Source organism: Arthrobacter sp. B0427-1-12 (genome assembly GCF_059092905.1).
On sequence record NZ_JBNHIC010000018.1, the window covers coordinates 1 to 18,023 of the forward strand.

Here is an 18,023-nt window from a genome sequence, read left to right on the forward strand (position 1 = left end):
TCGCCTTCCTTCTTCCGGCCACCTTGGCTTGCAGTAGGGTGGCGCGCCCGAGACCGGAGGACATAGGTCAGAGGGTTTGGGCCCCGGCATTGTGAACTGCCGGGGCCCCGCTGCAACCGTGCGGCTGGATTACTCCTCGCCAGCGCGCAGGATCGCGAGGATCCGCAGGATCTCGGTGTACAGCCAGACCAGAGTGACCGTCAGGCCGAAGGCCGCAGTCCAGGAGTAGCGCTGCGGAGCGCCGTTGCGGACGCCTTCCTCGATGGACGTGAAATCCATGATCAGGGAGAACGCGGCCAGGCCGACGGCCAGGACGCCGATGAGGACGCCCAGCGGGATGCCGAAGATTTCGACGCCGGTGCGCAGGCCCCAGGGGTCTTCGGAGACGCCGAAGATCATCAGGCCAAGGTTGACCAGGCTGAAGACGGCGTAACCGATCATCGCGATCATGAAGAACCGGACGGCCTTGGGGGTGGCGCGGACCTTGCCGCTCTTGAACAGTGCCAGCGTGACGCCGAAGACGGCGAGCGTACCGATCACCGCCTGCAGCGCGATGCCCGGGAAGATTCCGTCCAGGACACCGGAGATGCCGCCGATGAACAGGCCTTCGAACCCGGCGTAGGCCAGGATCAGGGCCGGCGAGGGCTCGCGCTTGAAGGCGTTGACCAGGCCGAGGATGAAGCCGACGATCACGCCGACGATCATCAGGCCGGGGATCATCCAGCCGACCGCCGCGCCGACGAGCACCAGGGCCAGGCAGCCGAGGGTCTTCATAATGACGTCGTCATAGGTCATGCGGCCCATCTGGGCGGGGCCAGCGGCAGGCATGTTGTACATATCCTGCAGCTGCTGGCTGCTCATCTGGGACTGCTGGACCGTGGGGGCCGCGCCGAAGCCGACCGTTGGATAATTGCCGCGGGATTGTTCGCGGAAATTCTTCCCGTTGAACACGGGATTGCCGCCGAGTGCCATGTGACTGTCCTAACGAATGTGTGGGAGCCGGTTAGCTACCTAAACCCTATCAATGTCAACGATCGGGCAGGCAGAAAATTCCCCAGGTTCGCCGAGGCAACCACGTGGCGTGGGCAGGCGGTGGCTAAACTAAGTAAGGTCTGCCCTCCACCCACTACCGACTGGACCCGCATTGCCCCCCGTTGACTCTGCCCAAGAAGCTCCTCCCACGTCCCTACCGCTGCGCATGCTGCACGACCGCATCCTGGTCTCGCTCGACAAGGAAAGCAGCGAACGGCGCTCCTCCTCCGGCATCGTCATCCCGGCCACGGCACAGATGGGCAAGCGGCTGGCCTGGGCCGAAGTCGTCGCCACCGGGCCGAACGTGCGCCAGGTGGCCATCGGCGACCGTGTCCTCTTCGATCCGGAGGACCGCTCCGAGGTGGAGATCTCCGCCAAGGAATACATCCTGCTCCGCGAGCGCGACATCCATGCCGTGGCCGAACCGGAGGAAGCCGCTACCAGCATGGGCCTGTACCTCTAGGCAGCGGCCTTCAGCTGTTCCGGTCCGGGCAGGGTCATCAGTGCTTGCCTGAGGCTATAACAGGACTCCGCACAGCAAACACCAGGCATCCCCGATCATTTCGTACCAGACCATCCCATCCCCCCTTCCCAGTCCGTTATGCCGGGACAACGAACAGGACAACCGGATAGTTCAGGTGGGGACGGTTGCGCGTTCAGGAAGGCTTCCCCTGGTCACCGTGATGGTGCCCCAGGTGGGACTCGAACCCACACTTTGCGGATTTTAAGTCCGCTGCCTCTGCCAATTGGGCTACTAGGGCGTGCTCCGGCACCCATCAAGACTACTCGATGGCGCGCCTGAAGCGCGCAGCACGGAAGCTACAGTTCCGAGAACGGTCCAGCGTAGCGGAAGGTCCCGCGCCCGCAGGCACCGCCCAGCGCCAGCGCCATGAAATGGTCTCCCCAGGCCGGATCCGGTGCCTGGATGCCCAGCGATGCCGCCGGCACGAACCCGAACCGGGGATAGTAATCCAGGTGCCCGAGCAGCACGATGGAGCGCTCCCCCATCTCCCGCGCCACCCGGATGGTCTCCTGCATCAGGGCGGTGCCAATCCCCCGGCCCTGCTCCCCGGGCAGGACGGCAATGGGCCCCAGCCCGAGGGACGGCTCCTCGCCGATCCAGCCGCGGGTGGTAATGACGTGGCCCAGGACCCGGCCGTCCGCCTCCGCCACCAGGGACAGTCCGGGAATATACTCCCGGCTGCGGAACAGCCGGCGCAGCAGTTCCACCTCGGCCGGTTCGGGCCCGGGATCGTCGGAGCTCCGGAAGGCCTGGGCGGCAATCTCCAGGACGGCCGGCCGGTCCTGCGCTGTTTCGGGTCGGATAAGCATTCTTCGCAGTCTACGCTTTCGGAACCGCGCTTAAGCGTGCGCGGCGGCGGCCGGTGACCCGCTTCAGGTGACTAGCTGGCCGCCTTGACCGGCTCCGTCTTCTTCTTCCGTTCCCGCGCGGTGCCCACCGGTGCCACGGACGGGGTGGCCATCTTCGGCGTCGGGGACGTCGCCTCGCGGAAGGTGCGCTGCGGATCGTTGGCATTGAGGATCTGCGTGGTGTCCTTGCCGGCCACCCAGTTCAGCACCCAGTTGCCGATGACGCGGACCTTGCGTTCCATGGTGGGCATGGCCATGCCGTGGTAGCCGCGGTGCATCAGCCAGGCCAAGGGGCCGTGCAGCTTGAGGACCAGCTTGCCGGCACCCACCTTCGCCACGCCCTTGTACATGCCCAGGCCCGCGACCGCACCGATCGTGGTGTGCCTGTAGTCGGTGACCGGTTGCCCCGACCGCTGGGCCAGAATGTTCTTGGCCATGTGCTTGGCCTGGCGCAGGGCGTGCTGCGCATTGGGCACGCAGAAGCCGCCCACGCCGCCACCGGACAGATCCGGCACCGCGGCAACGTCGCCGGCGGCCCAGGCGCCTTCGACCACGCCGTCATCACCGGTCACGCGCAGGTCGGCACCGGCACGGATGCGTCCGCGTTCGTCAATCGGGAAGTCGGTCTTGCGGACCATGGGGTTGGCCTGCACGCCCGCGGTCCAGACCAGGGTGTCGGCGTCGAACTCGCCAGCGGGACTCTTGTCCGCCATGTTGATCAGCTTCAGGTGGCCCTCCTCCGCCGACGCCAGCGAGGTGTTCAGCAGGACCTCGATGCCGCGGCCGCGCAGTTCCTCCACCACCCGCTCGGCCTGCTTTTCGGTGACCTCCGGCATGATGCGGCCCATGGCCTCCACCAGGACGAAGCGCAGCTCCGAGACATCCAGCCGGTTGTTGCGTTCGGCGGCGGAACGGGCCAGGTCTTCAAGTTCGGCGAGGATCTCGATGCCGGCGAAGCCGCCGCCGACGACGACGAAGGTCAGGGAGCGCTTCCGGATCGCCGGATCGCTGGTCAGGGAGGCGGTTTCAATCAGCTCCAGGACCTGGTTGCGCAGGGCCATGGCCTCTTCGATGGCCTTCAGGCCGATGCCGGCCTCCTCGAGGCCCGGGATCGGGAAGGTGCGGGTGATGGAGCCGGCCGCGATGATGATCTCGTCGTACGTCAGCGGGAAGGCCGGTTCGTTGTCCACCGGCTGGATGGTGGCGGTGCGGGCGGCGTGGTCGACGGCGATGACCTTGCCGTTGATCAGCTCGGTGTCCCGCAGATGGCGGCGGTGGGACACCACCGCGTGCCGGGATTCGATGTTGCCGCCGGCCACTTCAGGCAGGAACGGCTGGTAAGTCATGTAGGGCAGCGGATCGACCAGGGTCACGATACCGCCCTGGGACTTGATCTTCTTCTGCAGTTTCAGTGCAGCGTAGAGGCCAACGTAGCCTCCGCCGACGATGAGAATGCGCGGGCGGTCGGACAACTCGGGAATCAGTGCCATAAATCCAGCGTAACAGGGTTTGTGAAAACTTTCACGAGTAATTTTTCGGGCTGTGCCTACCGCCCTTTCACCGCAGGGATGCTGCCTGTCTCCCCCTCCTCTTCCTGCGGGTTTTCCAGGGCGTATTTGCGGGCCCGCACCGTCTGGTAGGTCCCGCCGGCGATGACAAAGAGAATCAGTCCCGCGAAGCCGAAAATGATGCTCGCAGGAAGGACGTCGCCGCTGGAAGCCGGCTCGGCGGCAACCGGAACCGTCGGCTCGGGGATGGCCGGTTCTTCCGCAGGAGCAGGAGCCGGAGCGGACTCCGGCGGCGCGGCACTCCCGCGCCGGTGCACCCTGATCCAGTCCGCCATGCTGCCCAGCGGATTCGCCTCGACCACCGGCACCTGGGCGGTCAGGGCGGCGTTGGCATCCAGGATGCCGTAGCCGTAAATCGGATCCTTCCCCGGTTCCCCGCCGTCGCGGGCGGTGCTGATGATGCGGTTGACCACCTGTGCTGCGCTCAGCTCCGGATAGCGCGCCCGGATCAGGGCCGCAACGCCGGAGACCAGCGGAGCTGCGGCGGAGGTGCCGGACCAGTCCGCATAGAGTCCGCCCGGCAGGCCTCCGACCAGCTCCTCGGCAGGTGCTGCGACACCGATGCTGATCCCCTGCGAGGAGGAATCCCAGCTGGCTTCCCCCGCCCGGCTAAGCCCGGCAACCGTCAGCACACCGGGAATCGTGGCAGGAGCGCCCACCTGCACTATTCCCACCCTGCGGTTGCCGGCGGCGGCGACGATCACCACGTCGTGCTGCTCGGCATAGAGGAAGGCATCATCCCAGCTCTGCGGCCAGGCCGGAGAGGAGCTGCCCAGGGACATGTTGATCACCTGCGCGCCGTTGTCCACGGCCCAGCGCACTGCGGCCGGGATCTGGTCTTCGATGCTGATCCCGGCGGGATTCTGGGTCCCGATCCAGGCGGAAACACTCAGGATTTCGGCGGCGGGGGCGACGCCGATAATGCCGTCCGGCCCTGCGCCCGGGCCCGCTTCCGGCGCGGGGGACGCCTCAGGCGACGCCTCGGCACCGGCTTCCGGGGCGGTTTCCCCCGCAGTGGGTGCGGGCGCCGGGGGTGCGGGCGCTGCGTGGCCGCGTCCGGCCAGCAGCGTCGCTACCAGCGTGCCGTGCTCCGGGGTCTGTCCGATGCCCTGCTGGCCATTGGCGCTGCCCGCTCCGGAAACATCCGTGCCGCCCACGACGGCGCCGGCCAGGTCAGGATGCGAAGCGTCCACGCCGCTGTCGATGACGGCAACCTTGACGCCTTCACCCTGGCTGACCTTCCAGGCCTCGGCAATGCCGTACTCCGCGAGCCAGTACTCACGGTCGCGCGTCGCATCCGCGACGGCGGCGGGCGGAACCAGCAGTCCGCCGAACAGCGCGAACGCGCCGAAGACCGCGGCGATCCTGGCCAGGGCAAGGGATGCCTTCCCGGCACCCTGTCGATGGCCATTGAGCATGCTGTCAATCCTTCTCTTCAGACTGCGTCCCCGGTCGGCTGCGCGAAGATGCTATGTAAGCATTGTCACAGGCGCGCTGCGCTCAGGGCGATTCCGTCGAGAATATCGTGTTCGCTGGTCACAGCGGAGGTGACCCGCCCGCCGGTCAGCTCGGCCATGCGCTCGACGATGGTCTGCCAGATCAGGGCTCCGGCTCCGATAACATCCACGCGGCCGGGGTGCATGTACGGCAGGGCCGCCCGCTGGTCGTGGGTCATGTGCAGCAGATCCGTAGCGGCGCGCGCAGTCTGTTCCACGCTCAGCTCGGTGCCGTGGATGACGTCCGGCTGGTACTCGGTCAGCCCCAGGGCGTGGGCGGTCACGGTGGTGATCGTTCCGGCGACTCCGACGACCTTCGCCACGTCCCGCAGCGGCACCTCGGCCAGGACACCGTCGATAATCGCATTCACTTCGGCGCGGGCAGCCGCAATCTGGCCGGCGGCCGGCGGATCGGAACGCAGGTAGCGCTCGGTGAAGCGGACGCAGCCCATGTCCACGCTCCGTGCGGCCTTGACCCCGGAGGCATCGCCCACCACGAACTCCGTGCTGCCGCCGCCCAGGTCGACCACCAGGACACTTTCCGCCGCCGACGCGCCCAGCACGCTGGTGGCGCCGGCGAAGGACAGCCCGGCCTCTTCGGCGCCGCTGATGACCTCCGGTTCGACGCCCAGCCGCTGCCGGATGCCGTCCACGAAGGCCTGGCGGTTCGCTGCGTCGCGCGTGGCCGAGGTCGCCACGAAGCGGAGCCTGCTGGCCCCGTACTCCCGGATCAGGCCGGCGTAGTCCTCCGCCGCGGCGAAGGTGCGCTCCAGCGCCTCGTCGGCCAGCCGCCCGGTGGCATCCACCCCCTGGCCCAACCGGACCACGCGCATCAGGCGGACGACGTCGGCCAGTCGCGCGCCGCCGTCGTTGTTTCCTTCCGCAGGGGTGCGGGTATCCGCGATCAGCAGGCGGATGGAATTGGTTCCGCAGTCGATGGCGCCAACACGCATTAGTCCTCCTCGGTTTCCGGCGCTTCGGTTTCCGGCGCTGCCGGGCGGCGCTCGGCGCGCTTGCGCGCGAGCTCCTCCGGGCTCAGTCCCTGGGTCTTGGTGTGGCGGCTCAGGTCTTTGCGGGGGGCCTCCCCGCTGACATCCCAGGCGCCCTGGCAATAGCAGCGGTCGAGGGTCCACCATTCGGCAATCCGGTCCAGCGCTTCGTCGCCCAGCGGATTGATGCCCGGGCCCACGGCCAGCGAGTGCCCCACCAGCACATGCAGGCACTTGACGCGGGTGGGCATCCCCCCGGCCGTGACGCCGTCGATCTCCGGCACCGGGCCCACGCCCGTGCGCTCGCCGATCTCGTTGCGGACCGCCAGATACTGCTCATGCGCGGCGCGGTAGCGCGCGGCAAGCTCCGGGTCCTGCTCCAGCCGCTCGGTCATCTCCGCCATGACGCCGCCGGCCTCCAGCCGCGATACCGCGGACGTAATCACCGGATGCGTCAGGTAGAACGTCGTGGGGAAGGGAATGCCGTTGCCCAGGCGCGGCGCGGTGGTGGCCACCAGCGGATTGCCACAGACGCAGCGCGCCCCGATTTCGACGACGTCACGCACCGGCCGCCCGAGCTGGCGGCTGAGCGTCTCCAGGTCCTGGGGGGTGGGTGTGCGTTCTGCCTGGTCCATGACCGCGTTCCTTCCTGCCCCGGTTGACCCTGCTGTCCCGGTCACCCGTTGCGGTTACGGCCGGTTCAGTCTGTCGCTGAGCGATTGACGGACTCCCAGAGTGCGTCGACCCATGGCAGGTCCTCCGCGGATTTGCCTTCGGCGGAATCCGACGCGGATTCCGGAACGTCCCCAGTGCCGGGTTCGGCACCGAATACCAAGTATTGCTTCTCCCCCGGCATAACCAAAAACAGCCGGTCCCTGGCCTGCTGCTTGATATAGGCGGGATCATCCCACCGGGCCAGCTGCCGTTCGAGCTGGTCCTGGGTCTGCAGCTGCTGCGCGATTTCCGCTTCCAGCGCGGAAATTTCCCCCTGCTGCTGCAGGAAGGTCTTCACGGTCGGCGCCAGCATCACGGTGATGGCAACCAGTACGACGGCGAGTGCCAGCAGCCGTCCGGAAAAAGCCTTCGCGGGTACCGGCTTGGAATCCCCGACCGTCCGGCCACCCTGGCGGGCCTGGCCGCCGGGCTGGTCCATGCCCGGCGCTGCCTCGGAGCCCGCGGCGGCGTCTGCCGGGTCGCTCCGGGAGATGACGGCGCCGCCCATGCCGTCCGGCTGCCGGATGCCTTCGGCAAGCTGCCTCCGGGCTGCGAGGCGGGCTTCCGACGGCGTCGGCTTCCGCTTCCCGCCGGGATGCTGGCCGGAACTCTGCTGGCCATCGCCGGAGCGGTGGAAATTGAGGCGCAGGACCTCCCCGCCGCCGTCGTATCCCCGCCCCGGAACGCCGGCACCCGACGTCCCTGCCGGTTCCGCTGCAGCAGGATCCGGCTGCCCCTGGGCAGGGGCAGCTCCCCTGCCCGGAACTCCGCCGGCCGACCGCGCGGACCGGGGCATATTGGGACGTCGGGTGGACATTCAACTCCTCAGTTCACAAGCCTGGTCCGGAGCCGATGGGCCCCTCTTAAAGAGGGTACCCACCGAGCGCGCGAACTTAGGCCGTGAAACGCGGGAAGGCGTTGCGGCCTGCGTAGCGGGCGGCGTCGTCGAGTTCCTCTTCGATGCGCAGCAGCTGGTTGTACTTGGCAACGCGCTCCGAGCGGGCCGGTGCGCCGGTCTTGATCTGGCCGGCATTGGTGGCCACGCAGATGTCCGCGATGGTGGTGTCCTCGGTCTCGCCGGAACGGTGCGAGGTGATGGTGGTGTAACCGGAACGCTGGGCCAGCGAGATGGCGTCCAGGGTCTCGGTCAGGGTGCCGATCTGGTTGACCTTGACCAGCAGGGAGTTGGCGGTATTGTTCCGGATACCCTGCTCCAGGCGGGCGGGGTTGGTGACGAACAGGTCGTCGCCGACCAGCTGGACCTTGTCGCCGATCGAGTCGGTGAGGGCCTTCCAGCCGTCCCAGTCGTTCTCATCCAGCGGATCCTCGATGGAGACCAGCGGGTAGTCGCGGACCAGCTCTGCGTAGTAGGCGGACATCTCCGCCGCGCTCTTCTGCTGGCCCTCGAAGGTGTAGGAGCCGTCCTTGAAGAACTCCGAGGACGCCACATCCAGGGCCAGGGCGATGTCCGTGCCCGGGGTGTAGCCGGCCTTCTGGATGGCCTCGAGGATCAGGTCCAGCGCCGCGCGGTTGGAGGGCAGGTTCGGAGCGAAACCGCCCTCGTCGCCCAGGCCGGTGGCCAGGCCCTTGTCGTTGAGGACGGACTTCAGCGCGTGGTAGACCTCAACGCCCCAGCGCAGGCCTTCGGAGAAGGTTTCCGCGCCCAGCGGAGCGATCATGAACTCCTGGATATCGACGTCGGAATCCGCGTGGGAGCCGCCGTTGAGGATGTTCATCAGCGGGACGGGCAGCACGTGCGCGTTCGGTCCGCCGAGGTAGCGGTACAGCGGCAGGGCTGCGGATTCGGCGGCCGCGCGGGCCACCGCGAGGGAGACGCCGAGCATGGCGTTGGCGCCCAGGTTGGACTTGTTCTCGGTGCCGTCCAGGTCGATCATGGCCTGGTCGATGGCGCGCTGGTCAGCGGCGTCGAAGCCCAGCAGGGCCGGCTGGATCTGCTCGATGACGGCCTCGACCGCCTGCAGCACGCCCTTGCCGAGGTAGCGGCCCTTTTCCCCGTCGCGGCGCTCGTTGGCCTCGTATTCGCCCGTGGAGGCACCGGAGGGAACCGCCGCGCGGCCGAACGTGTCGTCGTCGAGCAGGACTTCAACCTCAACGGTGGGGTTGCCGCGGGAATCGAGGATTTCGCGCGCGTGGATGGCATCGATTGTCGCCATGAAAAAGTGCTCCTGTTCTTGGGAAGCTGTCTGACGGTGAAAACCGGGACCCCAGTCTCGGCACTAGCCTAGCCGAGGTCCCGGGGCTGCCGGTCATCGCGAAGCCGTGTTACTCAGGGCCGGCCGGCGGCTGATTTTCCGGGGCATTTGCGGCAACCGTTTGCCGGAACCGGCGGACCGCGGTGCGCAGCGCCCGCTCGGGGTCAAGTCCCTGCTCGGCGGCCCGGCCGACGACGGCGAACAGGAAATCGCCCAGGTCGTCTTCCGTCTGCGGTATCCGGTGTTCCGCGTCCTGCTGCCGGGCGTCCGGCTGCCGGCCTGCGCCGTGCTCCACCCCCGCCCGCCGCGCCCGGCCAAGGGTTTTCGCAGCCAGCGCAAGGGCGGGCAGCTGCTCCGGGATCCCGTCGAACGGCGAGGCGCGCTGCGGACGCTCGGCCTTCTTGATGTCATGCCAGGTCCGGACGATTTCCTCGACAGTGGCCGGGAAGGACTCCTGCAGGCTGCCGTCGGGCCGGAAGACATGCGGATTGCGCCGGATCATCTTCTCCGCCAGCCCGTCCACGACATCGGCCATGGCGAAGTTGCCGCGTTCCTCCTGCAGCTGGGCATGGAGCACCACCTGCAGGAGGACATCGCCCAGCTCGCCCTTCAGCTCCGCGGCGTCGGCCGCTTCGACATGGCCGGTCTCGATCGCGTCGATGAGCTCGTAGGACTCCTCCAGCAGGTACTCCACGAGCGATTCATGCGTCAGGGCCCCCATCCAGGGACAGTGGAGGCGCAGCTGGCCAATGATCAGGACCAGCCGCGCAAACGCCGGGCCGGCACGCTCCGGTTCCACCGGCTATCCGGCGAGGTTTTCGTACGCCTCGACGATGTAGTCCGCCAGCGCTTCGCGCTCTTCCAGCGGCAGGAAGGCGGCTTCGGCGGCGTTGAGCGTCAGGACCCGAAGATCGTCGAGGTCGTAGTCGAAGGCCTCCACCAGCAGCTCGAACTCATCGGTCAGGCTGACGCCGCTCATCAGCCGGTTGTCAGTGTTCACCGTGACGTGGAAGCCGGTCTGGTAGAGCAGGTCGATGGGGTGGTCCTCGATGGCTTCGCCGAACTGCTCGATCGCACCGGTCTGCAGGTTCGAGGACGGGCAGATCTCCAAGGGAATGCCGCGGTCCCGCACCCAGGCGGCGACGCGGCCCAAGGTGACCATACCGACGTCGTTGGCGTTGTCCTCGTCGGTGGTGAACTCGACCTGGATGTCCTCGGCAATCCGTACCCCGTGTCCCAGGCGCAGGGCGCGGCCATGGACCAGTGCGTCCACGATGCTGTCCAGGCCGGCGGCCTCGCCGGCATGGACGGTGGCCGGGAACTGGTTTTCCGCCAGATAGGTGAAGGCATCCTTGAAGCGGGACGGCGGGAAGCCGTCCTCGGCGCCCGCGATATCGAAGCCGACGGCTCCCCTGTCCCGGTGCCGGACCGCCAGCTCGGCGATTTCCATGCTCCGGTCCGCGTGGCGCATGGCCGTGATCAGCTGTCCCACCTGGATCTGCCGCCCGGTTGCCTCAACCGCTTCGACGCCGGCCTCCAGCCCCGCCTGCACGGCCTCCACGGCCTCGTCAAGGGTGATTCCCTTGGTGAGGTGCTGCTCCGGTGCCCAGCGCACCTCGCCGTACACGACGCCGTCGTCCGCCAGGTCCTCCACGAATTCCTTGGCGATGCGGGACAGCCCCTCCTTCGTCTGCATCACGGCGATCGTGTGGTCGAAGGTTTCGAGGTAGCGGACCAGCGAACCGGAGTCGGCGGATTCCCGGAACCACTGACCCAGGGCGACGGGATCCTCGGACGGCAGCCGGTGGCCGGCCTGGGCCGCAAGTTCGATGATGGTGGCCGGACGCAGGCCGCCGTCCAAATGATCGTGAAGCGACACCTTGGGCAGGCTGCGAAGGTCGAAGTCGATAGCGGAGGCAGGGACATCATTCACAATGGGCTCAGTCACAAGCCCCACTCTACAGTTTCCGCAGGGTCCCGCCCGTGTGCTTCGGACTGCTCCCGCCGACTGTCCCTGCGCTTGGCGAAGTGGTAGATGATCTTGTCGATCGTGAACCCGAGGATCAGTGCCAGCACGATCGCCACGCCCGCGCCCAGGAGCGGGTAGTCCTTGATCCAGGCGCCGGCGAGGAGCCCGATGCCCACCGAGTACAGCGACCAGGACGTTCCGGCGACGAGCGTGAACAACAGGAAGCGGTGGCGCGGGAAACCCGTGGCTCCGGCAGTCATGTTCACCGCAACCCGGCCCACCGGGATGTAGCGGGCCGTCAGGATCAGCAGTGCCCCGCGTTTGTCCAGTCCCTTCCGTGCCCAGGCGAAGGACTTGGCGACGCGGGGCCGGCGCATCCAGCGGAAGCGGTCGGCACCGATCCTGCGGCCGATGGCATAGGCGATGTTGTCGCCGATGATGGCCCCGGCTGCCGCAATGAGCATGACGATCCAGATATTGGGCATGCCCACGGACATGGCGATGGCTGCCAGCGCAACGACGACCGATTCACTGGGCACCGGCGGGAAGAAACCGTCAATGATGCACAGCGCCAGCAGCAGGAGGTACACCCAGGGCTGGCCGGCTGCGCCGAGGATCAGTTCATTGATGGTTTCCATAACTTCCAAGCGGGTGCTCCTTGCGCGGATCGATTCGCCGCGTCCAGCGACTGACTGAGGTCTTAACGATGCCACGGCCGCATTCGTGCCACCCAGCTGCTAGGAAATCCGGTCAATGATGAGCCGCTGTGCGGGACGGTCCCCTTCCGGAGCAATGACGACGGCGTGCTCCAGGGCATCCCGGGCCCGGCCGAATTTCTCCGGGGTATCGGTCAGCAGGGTCATGAGCGGCTCGCCGGCACGGACCATCGCCCCGGGCTTGGCGTGGATCCTGACGCCCGCGCCGGCCTGGACCGCATCTTCCTTCCGGGCCCGGCCGGCGCCAAGCCGCCAGGCGGCGACGCCGACGGCCAGCGCGTCCAGTTCCAGCAGGACGCCGTCCGCCGGTGCGTAGACCACGTCGGATTCGGCGGCCACGGGTAGCTTGGCATCGGGATCGCCGCCCTGGGCGCGGATCATGCGCCGCCAGACATCCATGGCGCGCCCGTCCTGCAGCGCCGCGGCAGGATCGGCATCGGGCTGGCCCGCTCCGGCCAGCATTTCGCTGGCCAGCTGCACCGTCAGTTCCACCACGTCCGCCGGACCGCCGCCGGCAAGCACTTCGACGGCTTCCTCGACTTCGATGGCGTTTCCGGCGGTCAGCCCCAGCGGCGTGGACATATTGGTCATCAGGGCAACGGTATTGACTCCGGCGTCCTTGCCCAGGGCCACCATGGTTTCCGCCAGCTCGCGGGCGCTGTCTTCGTCCTTCATGAACGCGCCGGAACCGACCTTCACATCCAGCACCAGCGAGCCGGTTCCTTCGGCGATCTTCTTGCTCATGATCGATGACGCGATCAGCGGAATAGCTTCGACGGTGCCGGTGACATCCCGCAGCGCGTACAGCTTTTTGTCCGCGGGAGCCAGCCCCGCTCCCGCCGCGCAGATCACGGCTCCGACGTCGGCGAGCTGGGCCATCATTTCGTCGTTGCGCAGCGCTGCCCGCCATCCCGGAATGGATTCCAGCTTGTCCAGCGTCCCGCCGGTGTGCCCCAGTCCGCGGCCGGACAGCTGCGGCACGGCAACTCCGAAGACCGCCACCAGCGGCGCCAGCGGCAGCGTGATCTTGTCCCCCACGCCCCCGGTCGAGTGCTTGTCGCTGGTGGCTTTGCCCAGGGCGGAGAAATCCATCCGTTCGCCGGAGGCGATCATCGCCGACGTCCAGTGTGAGATTTCCGCACGGTCCATGCCATTGAGCAGGATGGCCATATTCAGCGCGGCCATCTGCTCATCGGCCACGGCGCCGCGCGTGTAGGCGTCGATCACCCACTCAATCTGGTCCTGGCTCAGGATTCCCTTGTCCCGTTTGGTCCGGATAATGTCGACGGCATCGAACTTTTCAGTCATCTGGATCTCCTAAATCTTCGGCGAGGTTCTCCGGTCCGAACGCATCAGGCAGCACCTCGTCCATGGACCTGATGCCGCTGACTGTCAGCAGCTGCATCCCCGGTGCCCGGTGCTCGTACAGCAGCTGGCGGCAGCGGCCGCAGGGCATCAGGGTCCGGCCGGTGCCGTCGACACAGACGAACGCGGCCAGCCGGCCGCCGCCGGTCAGGTGCAACTGGCTCACCAGTGAACATTCGGCGCACAGGGTCAGACCGTAGGAGGCGTTCTCCACATTGCAGCCGGCCACGATCCGGCCGTCCTCGGTCAGCGCGGCTGCCCCAACCGGGAACTTCGAATAGGGGACGTAGGCACGGGCCATCGCGTCCCGGGCGGCCGTGGTCAGCGCGTCCCAGTCAACGGCATCCGGTTCCATGTCCTAACCCTTCACGTACGGGACGCCGCTGGCCGACGGGGCCCGCGATCTGCCAACCAGGCCGGCGACGGCGAAGATGGTCACCAGGTACGGCAGCATGGCCAGGAACTGGTTGGGAACGGGGGTGCCCAGGATGCTGAGCACGAACTGCAGGTTGGTGGCGAAACCGAACAGCAGGGAGGCCAGGAACGCGCCGATCGGGTTCCAGCGGCCGAAGATCAGGGCCGCCAGGGCGATGTACCCCTGGCCTGCCGTCATGTCCCGGCCGAAGCTGGAAACGGCTACCAGTGTGAAGAAGGCACCGCCGAACCCTGCCACCGCCCCGCCCAGCAGGACATTCCAGAATCGGGTGGCGTTGACCTTTACGCCCAGGGTGTCCGCGGCCTTGGGGTGTTCGCCGACGGCGCGGGTGCGCAGGCCCCACTTGGTGTGGTAGAGCGCCACGTAGATCACGATGACCGCCGCGTACATCAGGTAGCCGACGATGGTCTGGCTGAACAGGATCGGCCCGATGACCGGGATGTCCGCCAGCAGCGGGATCTCGATGATGGGCAGCCGCGGCGGCGAGTTCCAGGTTTCGGAGTCCCGGCTCAGGACGGTGGAGAACAGGAAGCCGGTCAGTCCGGACACCAGCACGTTGAGGACGACACCGACAATCACCTGGTTGACGATGTACTTAATGCTGAACACAGCGAGCACCAGCGAGACGAGTACCCCCGCGAAGGCCGCCGCGAGCAGGCCGACAAAGGCGCTGCCGGAGAGCGACCCGGCGACGGCGGCGGCGAAGGCGCCGAACAGCAGCTGGCCTTCGATGGCAATATTCACGACGCCGGAGCGTTCACACAGTACGCCGGAGAGCGAACCGAAGATCAGCGGCACGGCCAGCGTCACCGATCCGGCCAGCAGGCCGGACAGTGCCACACTGGGCGTGCCGGCGCTGCCCACCACCCACGTCAGGAACGCGGCGACGAACAGCGCGCCGAAGACCGCCAGGGACCAGCCGGGCACCGGGAGCCCGGCGCGGACCTTGGCAATGGCCAGCAGCGTGATGCCGACCAGCAGGACCGTGCAGAACCACCCCGCCACGGGGGCGGAGACCACCAGGTCCGGTACGAAGAACCGGTCACCTTCCTGCGAAAGGCGGAAGGTCGGCGTCGTACTGGGGCTGCCGATCGCGAAGACCACCAGCGAAAGCGCGGCGAGCACGGCGAGGATGACAGGCGTCTTCCAGCTGCGCACCTCGGCCGCGGCGCCGGGGCGCTGGCCGGGGGCGTTCCGCTCGGGAGCCGTTGTGGTGGTGGTGGTGCTCATGCTGCGCCTCCAGCGGGAACGGAGCTGCGGGCTTTGCGGGATGCGCCCCGGGTCTTCTGGCCCGGTTCGGGCAGCCGGAAGATGGACCGTACCAGCGGCGGTGCGGCGATGAACAGCACGATCAGGGACTGGACCACCAGCACGATGTCGATATTGGTACCGGTCAGGGTCTGCATGGTGACGCCCCCGGCGCGGAAGGCGCCGAACAGCAGCCCCGCCACGAAGGTCCCCCAGGGGCTGGACCGCCCCAGCAGCGCCACGGTGATGGCGTCGAAGCCGAAGCTGGCCGCCACCCCGGCGGTCAGGACGTGTTCGGTCCCGGCCACCTGCGCGACGCCGGCCAGTCCGGCCAGGCCGCCGGCGAGCAGCATGACGACGACGTAGCCTTTGGTCACGCTGATGCCTGCGGTCCGCGCGGCGTTCGGATTGGCACCGACGGCGCGCAGTTCGAAGCCGATGGTAGAGCGGTTGAGCAGCCACCAGGCAAAGACCGTGGCCAGGATCGCGATGACGAAGCCCCAGTGCAACCGGAAGCCTTCACCGAACAGCAGCGGGTACTGGGCCGATTCCGCCAGCTGCGGGCTGATCGGGTTCGACGAGCCGGGCCGCTGGAAGGCCGGCGTGTTCAGCAGGTAGAGGACCAGGTTGATGGCGATGTAGTTGAGCATGATGGTCAGGATGACCTCGTGGGCCCCGGTCCTGGCCTTGAGCAGCCCCGCTATCCCGGCCCAGACGGCGCCGCCGATGATCCCGGCCAGGATGACCAGCACCAGGTGCAGGCCGGCGGGCAGATCCAGGGTGAAGCCCACCCAGGCCGCCAGGGTGGCTCCGATGATGATCTGGCCCTGCGCGCCGATATTGAACAGGCCGGCGCGGAACGCCAGCGCGACGCCCAGGCCGGCGCAGATCAGGGGCGTGGCCACGGTGAGGGTGGCCGTCAGCGGGAGGATCATTTCCTGGAAGGTGTCGCCGCGGGGGTTGAAGATGGCGCCGGCGAACAGGGCCGCATAGGCCTCGCTGGCGGCGTTCCAGATGGCCGCGAAGGTGTCGCTGGGCCGGGCGAAGAAGTAGCCGGCGGCTTCGGCGACGGCCTCATCCGTGAAGGCGATCAGCAGCCCGCCGACGACCAGGGCCAGCACGACGGCCAGCACCGCCACCAGGGCATCGCCGGCCATGATCTTCTGCAGGACCGTCTGCGTCCGGTGGGCCTCGGCGAACAGGTCGCCGCTCTGGGCGGTGGCCGGGACGGCCGGCGGGGCCAGGCGGCCGTCGGCCGTTTCCGCAGCGGCTTCCAGCCGGTTTTCCTCCGCCTTGGCTTCCCTGTGCTCCTGGCGGTGCCCGTCCCGGGGCGGCTGGCGGTGCTCGGGGGTCATGGGTGTCCTCCCTGCGGGGTCGCGGGACTCTGCTGCTGTGCCTCGTCGGCGTTCATGCCGGCCATCATGAGGCCGAGCACATCGCGGGAAGTGTCGCCGGGGACGATCCCCATCAGCCGGCCGCGGTACAGCACGGCGATGCGGTCCGCGAGCTCCAGCACCTCATCGAGCTCCGTGGACACGATCATCACGGGAGTGCCTTTGTCCCGCTCGGCGATGATGCGCTTGTGCACGAACTCGATGGAGCCGACGTCGAGCCCGCGGGTCGGCTGGGAGGCAATGAACAGTTTCAGCGGGCGGGACAGTTCCCGGGCCAGCACCACCTTCTGCTGGTTGCCGCCGGAGAGGGTTCCGACGGCGGCGTCGATGCTTGGCGTGCGGACGTCGAATTCCGCGATCTTCTCCTTGGCCTGCCGGGTGACGGCGGCCAGCTTCATGCCCAGGCCCTTGGCGAAGGGGCGCCGGTCGTACAGGTCCAGCACCATGTTCTCCGCCACCGAGAAGGGGCCGACGAGCCCGTCGACGGTCCGGTCTTCGGGGACGAAGCCGACGCCGGCGGCCAGCACCTTCTTGACGCTCTTGCCCAGCAGCTCTTCGCCGTCGAGCTTGATGGAACCGTGCACGTGCTCCTGCAGGCCCAGGATGGCCTCGGTCAGTTCCGTCTGCCCGTTGCCCTGCACTCCGGCGATCGCCAGCACCTCGCCCTGGGCGATGTTGAAGGAGATGCCGTCCACGACGCGGCTTCCGGCGGCATTGGCCACCACCAGGTTGCGGACCTGGAAGGTATTGTCGCCGCGGTGCGGCGGTTCCTTTTCCAGGGTCAGGCTGACCGAGCGGCCCACCATGAGGGAAGCCAGTTCCGTGGTGGAGGCCGCGGGGTCGGCAGTACCGACGACCTTTCCGCGGCGGATCACGGTGATCTGGTCCGAGATCTCCTTGACCTCGCGGAGCTTGTGGGAGATGAAGACGATCGAGGTGCCGTTTTCCTTCAGCTGGCGCATGATCGCGAGCAGTTCGTCGGTTTCCTTGGGCGTGAGCACCGCCGTCGGCTCGTCGAGGATCAGGACCTCGGCATCCCGCACCAGCGCCTTGATGATCTCCACCCGCTGCTGCACGCCGACCGGCAGGTCCTCCACCAGGGCGTCCGGATCGACGTCGAACCCGTACTTGCCGGAGATGTCCCGGATCTTCCGGCGGACCTGGTCCAGGTCCAGCAGCCCGGCGGCCTTCGTGGCCTCGTTGCCGAGTGCCACATTCTCCGCCACGGTGAACACCGGCACCAGCATGAAGTGCTGGTGGACCATGCCGATCCCGGCGGCCATGGCGTCCCCGGGTCCGCCGAAGGTGACGGGCCGCCCGTCGATGAGGATGCGTCCCTCGGTCGGTTCATAAAGGCCGTAGAGGACATTCATCAGCGTGGATTTTCCCGCACCGTTCTCGCCGAGGAGGCAGTGCACCTGGCCCGGCTCCACAACCAGGTCGATATGGTCGTTGGCCACGAGGGAACCGAATCTCTTGGTAATTCCCTGCAATTCGAGTTTCACGGCTGGC

Annotated in this window: 17 protein-coding genes and 1 tRNA gene; 1 reads left to right on the top strand and 17 read right to left on the bottom strand. The window is 67.7% G+C overall.

Annotated features, from left to right (window positions below):
• Positions 1–129: 129 nt before the first annotated feature.
• The gene (locus AC5RWU_RS12185; protein WP_494030786.1) at positions 130–972 is read right to left on the bottom strand and encodes a Bax inhibitor-1/YccA family protein; all 843 of its coding nucleotides are present in this window, start codon (positions 970–972) and stop codon (positions 130–132) included.
• Positions 973–1,198: 226 nt separating this feature from the next.
• On the opposite strand from AC5RWU_RS12185, the gene AC5RWU_RS12190 reads away from it, so the two are divergent.
• On the top strand, positions 1,199–1,495 hold the full coding sequence (locus tag AC5RWU_RS12190) for a GroES family chaperonin (protein WP_494030785.1): 297 nt from the start codon (positions 1,199–1,201) through the stop codon (positions 1,493–1,495).
• 221 nt (positions 1,496–1,716) lie between these two features.
• Here AC5RWU_RS12190 and AC5RWU_RS12195 read toward each other — a convergent pair.
• From AC5RWU_RS12195 to AC5RWU_RS12270, 16 genes are all read right to left on the bottom strand, one after another.
• Positions 1,717–1,793: transfer RNA gene (locus AC5RWU_RS12195), tRNA-Leu, on the bottom strand.
• A 58-nt stretch (positions 1,794–1,851) separates the two neighbouring features.
• Positions 1,852–2,364: a GNAT family N-acetyltransferase gene (locus tag AC5RWU_RS12200; protein WP_494002622.1), complete on the bottom strand. Its 513-nt coding sequence runs from the start codon at positions 2,362–2,364 to the stop codon at positions 1,852–1,854.
• Between the two features lie 71 nt (positions 2,365–2,435).
• The gene (locus tag AC5RWU_RS12205) at positions 2,436–3,893 is read right to left on the bottom strand and encodes an NAD(P)/FAD-dependent oxidoreductase (RefSeq protein WP_494030784.1); all 1,458 of its coding nucleotides are present in this window, start codon (positions 3,891–3,893) and stop codon (positions 2,436–2,438) included.
• Between the two features lie 56 nt (positions 3,894–3,949).
• Positions 3,950–5,389, bottom strand: a complete 1,440-nt coding sequence (locus AC5RWU_RS12210) for a S8 family serine peptidase (RefSeq protein ID WP_494030783.1) — start codon at positions 5,387–5,389, stop codon at positions 3,950–3,952.
• Between the two features lie 65 nt (positions 5,390–5,454).
• On the bottom strand, positions 5,455–6,420 hold the full coding sequence (locus AC5RWU_RS12215) for a Ppx/GppA phosphatase family protein (protein WP_494030782.1): 966 nt from the start codon (positions 6,418–6,420) through the stop codon (positions 5,455–5,457).
• Entirely contained in the window at positions 6,420–7,091 is a 672-nt protein-coding gene (locus tag AC5RWU_RS12220; RefSeq protein ID WP_494030810.1) for a DUF501 domain-containing protein, read from the bottom strand. The genes AC5RWU_RS12215 and AC5RWU_RS12220 overlap by 1 nt, the downstream gene beginning before the upstream one ends.
• A gap of 65 nt (positions 7,092–7,156) precedes the next feature.
• On the bottom strand, positions 7,157–7,987 hold the full coding sequence (locus AC5RWU_RS12225; protein WP_494030781.1) for an FtsB family cell division protein: 831 nt from the start codon (positions 7,985–7,987) through the stop codon (positions 7,157–7,159).
• A gap of 76 nt (positions 7,988–8,063) precedes the next feature.
• Positions 8,064–9,344, bottom strand: a complete 1,281-nt coding sequence (gene eno, locus AC5RWU_RS12230; protein WP_494030780.1) for a phosphopyruvate hydratase — start codon at positions 9,342–9,344, stop codon at positions 8,064–8,066.
• Between the two features lie 109 nt (positions 9,345–9,453).
• Complete coding sequence (locus tag AC5RWU_RS12235) at positions 9,454–10,104, bottom strand: MazG nucleotide pyrophosphohydrolase domain-containing protein (protein WP_494030809.1); 651 nt, start codon at positions 10,102–10,104, stop codon at positions 9,454–9,456.
• Between the two features lie 81 nt (positions 10,105–10,185).
• Positions 10,186–11,331 carry an adenosine deaminase gene (locus tag AC5RWU_RS12240; protein WP_494030779.1) on the bottom strand — a complete coding sequence of 382 codons (1,146 nt, stop codon included), beginning with the start codon at positions 11,329–11,331 and terminating at the stop codon, positions 10,186–10,188.
• Positions 11,328–11,990, bottom strand: a complete 663-nt coding sequence (locus AC5RWU_RS12245; RefSeq protein WP_494030808.1) for a DedA family protein — start codon at positions 11,988–11,990, stop codon at positions 11,328–11,330. The genes AC5RWU_RS12240 and AC5RWU_RS12245 overlap by 4 nt, the downstream gene beginning before the upstream one ends.
• Before the next feature lie 99 nt (positions 11,991–12,089).
• Positions 12,090–13,376: a thymidine phosphorylase gene (locus AC5RWU_RS12250; RefSeq protein WP_494030778.1), complete on the bottom strand. Its 1,287-nt coding sequence runs from the start codon at positions 13,374–13,376 to the stop codon at positions 12,090–12,092.
• Entirely contained in the window at positions 13,369–13,788 is a 420-nt protein-coding gene (locus AC5RWU_RS12255; RefSeq protein WP_494030777.1) for a cytidine deaminase, read from the bottom strand. The genes AC5RWU_RS12250 and AC5RWU_RS12255 overlap by 8 nt, the downstream gene beginning before the upstream one ends.
• A 3-nt stretch (positions 13,789–13,791) precedes the next feature.
• On the bottom strand, positions 13,792–15,099 hold the full coding sequence (locus AC5RWU_RS12260) for an ABC transporter permease (RefSeq protein ID WP_494030776.1): 1,308 nt from the start codon (positions 15,097–15,099) through the stop codon (positions 13,792–13,794).
• Positions 15,096–16,472: an ABC transporter permease gene (locus AC5RWU_RS12265; protein ID WP_494030775.1), complete on the bottom strand. Its 1,377-nt coding sequence runs from the start codon at positions 16,470–16,472 to the stop codon at positions 15,096–15,098. Before AC5RWU_RS12265 ends, AC5RWU_RS12260 begins: the two co-directional genes overlap by 4 nt.
• A complete protein-coding gene (locus AC5RWU_RS12270) occupies positions 16,469–18,016 on the bottom strand; it encodes an ABC transporter ATP-binding protein (protein WP_494030774.1) in 1,548 nt (515 codons plus the stop codon). The genes AC5RWU_RS12265 and AC5RWU_RS12270 overlap by 4 nt, the downstream gene beginning before the upstream one ends.
• Between the last annotated feature and the right edge of the window lie 7 nt (positions 18,017–18,023).

Coding starts and splice junctions, on each gene's coding strand:
- AC5RWU_RS12265 (WP_494030775.1), bottom strand. CDS start 16,472: ATGACCCCCGAGCACCGCCAGCCGCCCCGGGACGGGCACCGCCAGGAG.
- AC5RWU_RS12250 (WP_494030778.1), bottom strand. CDS start 13,376: ATGACTGAAAAGTTCGATGCCGTCGACATTATCCGGACCAAACGGGAC.
- AC5RWU_RS12220 (WP_494030810.1), bottom strand. CDS start 7,091: ATGGACCAGGCAGAACGCACACCCACCCCCCAGGACCTGGAGACGCTC.
- AC5RWU_RS12205 (WP_494030784.1), bottom strand. CDS start 3,893: ATGGCACTGATTCCCGAGTTGTCCGACCGCCCGCGCATTCTCATCGTC.
- AC5RWU_RS12225 (WP_494030781.1), bottom strand. CDS start 7,987: ATGTCCACCCGACGTCCCAATATGCCCCGGTCCGCGCGGTCGGCCGGC.
- eno (WP_494030780.1), bottom strand. CDS start 9,344: ATGGCGACAATCGATGCCATCCACGCGCGCGAAATCCTCGATTCCCGC.
- AC5RWU_RS12210 (WP_494030783.1), bottom strand. CDS start 5,389: ATGCTCAATGGCCATCGACAGGGTGCCGGGAAGGCATCCCTTGCCCTG.
- AC5RWU_RS12200 (WP_494002622.1), bottom strand. CDS start 2,364: ATGCTTATCCGACCCGAAACAGCGCAGGACCGGCCGGCCGTCCTGGAG.
- AC5RWU_RS12185 (WP_494030786.1), bottom strand. CDS start 972: ATGGCACTCGGCGGCAATCCCGTGTTCAACGGGAAGAATTTCCGCGAA.
- AC5RWU_RS12260 (WP_494030776.1), bottom strand. CDS start 15,099: ATGAGCACCACCACCACCACAACGGCTCCCGAGCGGAACGCCCCCGGC.
- AC5RWU_RS12215 (WP_494030782.1), bottom strand. CDS start 6,420: ATGCGTGTTGGCGCCATCGACTGCGGAACCAATTCCATCCGCCTGCTG.
- AC5RWU_RS12235 (WP_494030809.1), bottom strand. CDS start 10,104: ATGGGGGCCCTGACGCATGAATCGCTCGTGGAGTACCTGCTGGAGGAG.
- AC5RWU_RS12245 (WP_494030808.1), bottom strand. CDS start 11,990: ATGGAAACCATCAATGAACTGATCCTCGGCGCAGCCGGCCAGCCCTGG.
- AC5RWU_RS12255 (WP_494030777.1), bottom strand. CDS start 13,788: ATGGAACCGGATGCCGTTGACTGGGACGCGCTGACCACGGCCGCCCGG.
- AC5RWU_RS12190 (WP_494030785.1), top strand. CDS start 1,199: ATGCTGCACGACCGCATCCTGGTCTCGCTCGACAAGGAAAGCAGCGAA.